The 5,992-nt window shown below is 71.1% G+C and carries 5 protein-coding genes; 4 read left to right on the top strand and 1 reads right to left on the bottom strand.

What is annotated here, in order from left to right:
- The 3 genes from L2I40_RS17745 to L2I40_RS17735 all read left to right on the top strand — a co-directional run.
- A partial coding sequence (locus tag L2I40_RS17745) for a CPBP family glutamic-type intramembrane protease (RefSeq protein WP_237216526.1) occupies window positions 1-249 on the top strand: 249 nt, incomplete at its 5' end.
- A gap of 295 nt (window positions 250-544) precedes the next feature.
- The gene (gene prmC / locus L2I40_RS17740; protein ID WP_237216525.1) at window positions 545-1,408 is read left to right on the top strand and encodes a peptide chain release factor N(5)-glutamine methyltransferase; all 864 of its coding nucleotides are present in this window, start codon (window positions 545-547) and stop codon (window positions 1,406-1,408) included.
- Window positions 1,409-1,627: 219 nt separating this feature from the next.
- Complete coding sequence (locus L2I40_RS17735; RefSeq protein WP_237216524.1) at window positions 1,628-2,095, top strand: DUF4167 domain-containing protein; 468 nt, start codon at window positions 1,628-1,630, stop codon at window positions 2,093-2,095.
- Between the two features lie 36 nt (window positions 2,096-2,131).
- Here L2I40_RS17735 and L2I40_RS17730 read toward each other — a convergent pair whose 3' ends face one another.
- Window positions 2,132-2,887 (bottom strand): MOSC domain-containing protein, encoded by a 756-nt coding sequence (locus L2I40_RS17730; protein ID WP_237216523.1) that lies wholly within the window; start codon window positions 2,885-2,887, stop codon window positions 2,132-2,134.
- A 115-nt stretch (window positions 2,888-3,002) separates the two neighbouring features.
- On the opposite strand from L2I40_RS17730, the gene clpB reads away from it, so the two are divergent.
- On the top strand, window positions 3,003-5,600 hold the full coding sequence (gene clpB, locus L2I40_RS17725; protein ID WP_237216522.1) for an ATP-dependent chaperone ClpB: 2,598 nt from the start codon (window positions 3,003-3,005) through the stop codon (window positions 5,598-5,600).
- The last annotated feature ends 392 nt before the right edge of the window (window positions 5,601-5,992 follow it).

Genomic DNA, 5,992 nt, shown 5'->3' with positions numbered 1-5,992 from the left:
AGCTGCGTGCTGGCGGGCGTGGCGGGCGCCGCCCTGCTCTTCGCCGTCGCGCACCTGCCGGCGCTGGGCGCCGCGGGCGCGCCGCCCGGGGCGGGCGCCGTGCTCCGGACGCTGCTGGCGAATGCGCTGGCAGGCCTTGTCTTCGGCTGGCTCTTCGCGCGCCGCGACCTGCTGGCGGCGGTTCTGGCCCATGGCGGGGCCCATCTGGGCTTCGCCGCCGCCGCACTGGTCGTGTGGGGAGTGGCGTGAGGCTGCCCGTTCTCGTGATGCGCTCCGCTCCCGGCCGACCTGCTGGTCGGCCTGCCGGCTGACGGCTCGGTCGATTTCCGTCGCGGCCGGCGCCATGTTCCTGTTATGATCTTTCCTGCTGCCACCCTTCCCACGCCCTCTCCTCCCAACCCTCTCCGCCGCAAGGAGGGCGGGAAAGTGCCAAAGCGGCCGGCGCCAGGATCCGCGCCGGATCAATCGCTTGGCTCGCCCACCGACAGCCCCGACGCGCCAAAGCCGCTTTACTGTCCAGAGACCCCTTCGAGACCACGCCCCCATGTCCTGCGACCCCGGCGAGACCGTCGGCGCCTTCCTCTGCCAGGCCGGCCAGGTCTTGCGCGCCGCCGCGATCGAGAACCCGCGCCTCGAAGCCCGGCTGCTGCTCGGCCACGCCATGGCCACCACCGCCGAGGCGCTGCTGCGCGACCCCGGCGCCCCCGTCCCGCCCGCCGCCGCCGCCCGCTTCCGGGCCGCGATCGAGGCCCGCCTCGCCGCCACCCCCGTCGCGCATATCGTTGGAACGCAGGGATTCTGGACCCTCGACCTCGGCGTCTCCCCCGCCACCCTGATCCCTCGCCCCGACACCGAGACCCTGGTCGAGGCGGCGCTGGAGATTTGTCCGAAACACGCGGCGCTGCGCATGCTCGACCTCGGCACCGGGACGGGCTGCCTGCTGCTGGCGATTTTGTCCGAACGGCCCAACGCCTTCGGCATCGGCGTGGACCTGGTGCCCGCGGCCGCGGCGCTGGCCGCCGCCAATGCCCGGCGCAACGGGCTGGCTGGCCGCGCGGCCTTCCTGGCCGGGGACTGGGCCCAGGCGCTGGCCGGGCGGTTCGACCTCGTGGTCTCCAACCCGCCCTACATCGAGTCGGGCGCGATCGCCGGGCTGATGCCGGAGGTCGCCCGGCACGAGCCGCGCTCGGCCCTCGATGGCGGGGCGGACGGGCTCGACGCCTATCGTCACTTGGCCGCGATCCTGCCCGGGCTGCTCGCCCCGGGCGGGGCCGCCGTGCTGGAGCTCGGCGCCGGCCAGCGGGGGGCGGTGGAGGCGCTCGCGCTCGGCGCGGGGCTGCGCCCGGCGGGCTGCCGGGCCGATCTGGGCGGGATCGAACGTGCCTTGGTTTTGCGGTCCGCCGCCTGACCCGGCAGAAAAAACCCATTGGCGGCCGCGCCCGGCGGCATTAGGTTGCTAGCGCGTCCCGGGCTGCCTTGGCAGCCTGGCAGCGTCGGTCGCACCGGTCTGCCGCCTGTTCGGCAGCCCCAGCCCCGGCGGTCGCAGCGATGAAACCCGGTGATAGCGCGTTCCCGGACGGGATGATCCCGCCCGTGGCGCCTTTGCGAGACGGCGAACGCCCGACAGATGAACATGAAGCGCATGCGCGGCCGCGGCGGTCATCGCCATGGCGGCGGGGGTGGCGGCGGTTTCCGCCACGGCGGCGGCGGAGGGGGCGGCAGCGGCCACCAGCCGCTGAACCGCAACCACGTCTTCGACAGCAACGGTCCGGACATCCGCCTGCGCGGCACCGCGCAGCAGCTCTTCGAGAAGTATCTCCAGCTCGGCCGCGACGCGACGGGCGCCGGCGACCGGGTGATGGCCGAGAGCTACTTCCAGCACGCCGAGCACTACTTCCGCATCCTGAACGCCATGAACCAGGCGCAGCAGGGCCAGCACCAGCAGCACCAGCAGCGTCGTTTCCAGAACGGCCCCGAGCAGGAGGCGCCCGAGGCCGGCGACCAGCCCGAGGTCAGCGGCCAGGCGAACGGCCATGCGCCGGACGGCGAGCCCGAACTGGCCGCCGAGCGGCCGGATCCGCGCCAGCAGGATTGACGCGCCGGGAGGGACTTACCCCTCCCCTCACGCCGCTCAGTCGAGCAGTTCCAGCGCATCGCCCACCGCGATGCGCCCTCCCTCGAGCACCTCCGCATAGACGCCCATGTCGGCGTGGCCGTAGTGCTGGCGTAGCCAGCGCGGCACCAGCGCGTCGCGCTCGGCGGTGCCGGGGTTCACCTCCGTGGCCGCGCAGCGTTGCGTGCGCTTGAAGACGCGCAACCGCGCGCCGCCGAGCAGGATCTCCCGCCCGACCCAGTCAAGCTCAGCGAAGGCGGCGGCGCCCGAGAACAGGATGTTGCCCCGGAAGCGCAGCGGGTCGAGCACCATCCCGGCGCGCGCCCCGAGGTCCGCAACCGACGCCATGCCGATCAGCGACACCGCCTTCTGCGGGATGTCGGTGAAGGCGTGGCCGGGCACCTCCGCGAGCCGCAAGGCGCCGCGCGCCTCCTCGCCCAGGAAGGCGGTGATCCATTCCGCTGCCGCTTGCCTCCCTGCCTCGGCCGAGAGATCGGCGAGTAGCGGCGGCTGTCCCTCGGCCCGCAGGGCCAGCGTGTTGGTCCTCGGATCGAAGGCGGCATGCACGGCGGCCGCGCGCGCATTCACGGCGAGACAGGCGAAGTTGCGCTTTGGCAGCCATTTCGGATCGGCCGGGTCGAAGGGGCTGTCGCCCTGCGCGAAGGCGAAGCGCCGGTCGCCAGGCAGGCCCTCCGCGGCCTCCAGCATCACCTCTTCGAGAAGCTCGGGCGAGAGACCCTTCACCGGAAAGCGGGTGATCCGCTCGATACGCATGCGTCGCCCCTTGAACCGCGCTGCTGCCGGATACCACTATTTCGGGAAGAGGTGACCTTCCGCCGCCCGATCGGGGACGGAGGGCCCAGGTCCGCTCAAGAGAGGGATCAAGAGGATGGACATCGAGAAGTTCACGGATCGCGCCCGCGGGTTCCTGCAGGCCGCGCAGACCATCGCGATCCGCGAGTACCACCAGCGCGTCACGCCCGAACACCTGCTGAAGGCGCTGCTCGACGACGAGCAGGGCGCCGCGGCCGGGCTCATCCGCAATGCCGGCGGCGACCCGAACCGCGCGAAGCAGGCCATCGAGGCCGAGTTAGCGAAGCAGGCCAAGGTCTCGGGCGGCGGCGCCGGCCAGCCCCAGTTCACGCCGGAGATCATCCGCGTCCTCGACGCCGCGCAGCAGGCATCGCAGCGCGCCGGCGACGAGTTCGTCGCGCAGGACCGGCTGCTGCTGGCACTGGTCGCGGTGGAGAGCCCGGCGGCGCGCGCCCTGCGCTCGGCCGGCGTCGAGCCCGCGAAGCTCGAGAAGGCGGTGGCCGAGCTGCGCAAGGGCCGCACCGTCACCAGCCAGAACGCCGAGGACCAGTTCGACGCGCTGAAGAAATACGCGCGCGACATCACGGAGGCCGCGAAGAACGGCAAGCTCGATCCGGTGATCGGCCGCGACGAGGAGATCCGCCGCACCATCCAGGTCCTCGCCCGCCGCACCAAGAACAACCCCGTCCTGATCGGCGAGCCGGGCGTCGGCAAGACCGCGATCGTCGAGGGCCTCGCGCTGCGCATCGCCAAGGGCGACGTGCCGGAGGCGCTGAAGGACAAGCGCGTCATGGCGCTCGACCTCGGTGCCATGGTCGCCGGCGCCAAGTATCGCGGCGAGTTCGAGGAGCGCCTGAAGGGCGTCCTCAAGGAGGTCGAGGAAGCCGCCGGCGACATCATCCTCTTCATCGACGAGATGCACACGCTCGTCGGCGCGGGGAAGGCCGATGGCGCGATGGATGCCTCGAACCTGATCAAGCCGGCCCTTGCCCGCGGCGAGCTGCATTGCGTGGGTGCGACCACGCTCGACGAGTACCGCAAGCATGTCGAGAAGGACGCGGCGCTGGCGCGTCGCTTCCAGCCCGTCTTCGTGGGCGAGCCGAGCGTGGAGGACACGATCTCCATCCTGCGCGGCATCAAGGAGAAGTACGAGCTGCACCACGGCGTGCGCATCACCGACGGCGCGCTCGTCGCCGCGGCGACGCTCTCCAACCGCTACATCACCGACCGCTTCCTGCCCGACAAGGCGATCGACCTTGTGGACGAGTCCGCCTCGCGGCTGCGCATGCAGGTGGACAGCAAGCCCGAGGAGCTGGACGCGGTGGACCGCGACCTCATGCGCCTCAAGATCGAGCGCGAGGCGCTGAAGAAGGAGGACGACGCGGCGTCGCGCGACCGCCTGCAGCGGCTGGAGAAGGAAGTGGCGGAGCTCGAGGAGCGCTCGCGCGAGCTGACGCAGCGCTGGGAGGCGGAGAAGTCGAAGGTCGTCCAGAGCCAGAAGGTGAAGGAGGAACTCGACAAGGCGCGGACAGAAGTGGAGCTCGCGCAGCGCCGCGGCGACCTGGCGAAGGCGTCCGAGCTGCTCTACGGCACCATCCCCTTCCTCGAGAAGAAGCTGGCCGAGGCCGGCGACAGCGACGGCCGCCTGGTGAACGAGGCGGTGACGGAAGAGGGCATCGCCTCCGTCGTCAGCCGCTGGACCGGCATCCCGGTCGAGAAGATGCTCGAGGGCGAGCGCGCCAAGCTGATGAAGATGGAGGACCAGCTGCGCACCCGCGTGGTCGGGCAGGAGGAGGCGCTCGAAGCCGTCTCCAAGGCCGTGCGCCGTGCGCGGGCGGGGCTGCAGGATCCGAACCGCCCGATCGGCAGCTTCCTGTTCCTTGGCCCCACGGGCGTCGGCAAGACCGAGTTGGTGAAGGCTGTGGCGAGCTTCCTCTTCGACGACGATCGCGCCATGACCCGGATCGACATGTCCGAGTACATGGAGAAGCACTCCGTCGCGCGGCTGATCGGCGCGCCTCCGGGCTATGTCGGCTACGACGAGGGCGGCGCGCTGACGGAAGCGGTGCGGCGCCGACCCTACCAGGTGATCCTCTTCGACGAGGTCGAGAAGGCGCATGACGACGTCTTCAACGTGCTGTTGCAGGTCCTCGACGACGGGCGGCTGACGGACGGGCAGGGGCGGACGGTGGATTTCCGCAACACGATGATCGTGCTGACGTCCAACCTCGGCAGCCAGGCCATCGCGGAGCTGCCGGAGACGGCGGATGTCGAGCAGGCGCGCCCGGCCGTGATGCGGGCGGTGCGCGAGCGGTTCCGGCCGGAGTTCCTGAACCGGCTGGACGAGATCGTGCTGTTCCGTCGCCTCGCGCGCGGGGACATGGCGGCGATCGTCGACATCCAGCTTGCGCGCCTGCTGAAGCTGCTGGCGGACCGGCAGATCACGCTGGAGCTCGACGCCGGCGCGCGGGAGTGGCTGGCGGAGGCGGGCTACGATCCGACCTACGGCGCGCGGCCGCTCAAGCGCGTCATTCAGCGCAGCCTGCAGGACAAGCTCGCGGGGCTGCTGCTGGAAGGCCGCGTGAAGGATGGCGACCGGCTGCGCGTCACCGCGGGGCCGGACGGGCTCGAGGTGATGCCGGCCGGCGTGGAATCGGAGCGTGCGGCGGCATGATGCGGAGGCGGGCGCGTCAAGCATGCAGCATCGGATGGCTGCCATGACGCGCCCCCACCGTCATCGCGTTGACACCGGCCGGCGGGGCTCATAGATAGCGCCTCGCCGACGCGGTCCACGGACTCGCCGGTTCGCCGAAAAGGCAGGGCTTGAACACAGCGGCTTCGGCCGCTATCTTCGTCGCCCTCGCCGCGGAATCGGCGGATCCCATCACCGATGAGGTGGTGCCCCTGGTTGGGCGACTGGCCCGGGGTGAGGGATTTGTTCTTTCAAACTGTGTATCTGCGAGGGAAGTAGTTGGTCTGGTGACCTGCTTCTGCTGACGAGCGCTGTGTGATTACGGCGTTGGGTTGGTGGGAAGGGTGGCCGGACGGAGATGTTGGTGTTTGTGT

The sequence above is a fragment of the Falsiroseomonas oryziterrae genome (assembly GCF_021864505.1).
GTDB classification, from domain to species: domain Bacteria; phylum Pseudomonadota; class Alphaproteobacteria; order Acetobacterales; family Acetobacteraceae; genus Falsiroseomonas; species Falsiroseomonas oryziterrae.
The sequence above is the reverse complement of the archived record's forward strand: the minus strand, read 5'-3'. Positions and strand labels throughout refer to the sequence as shown.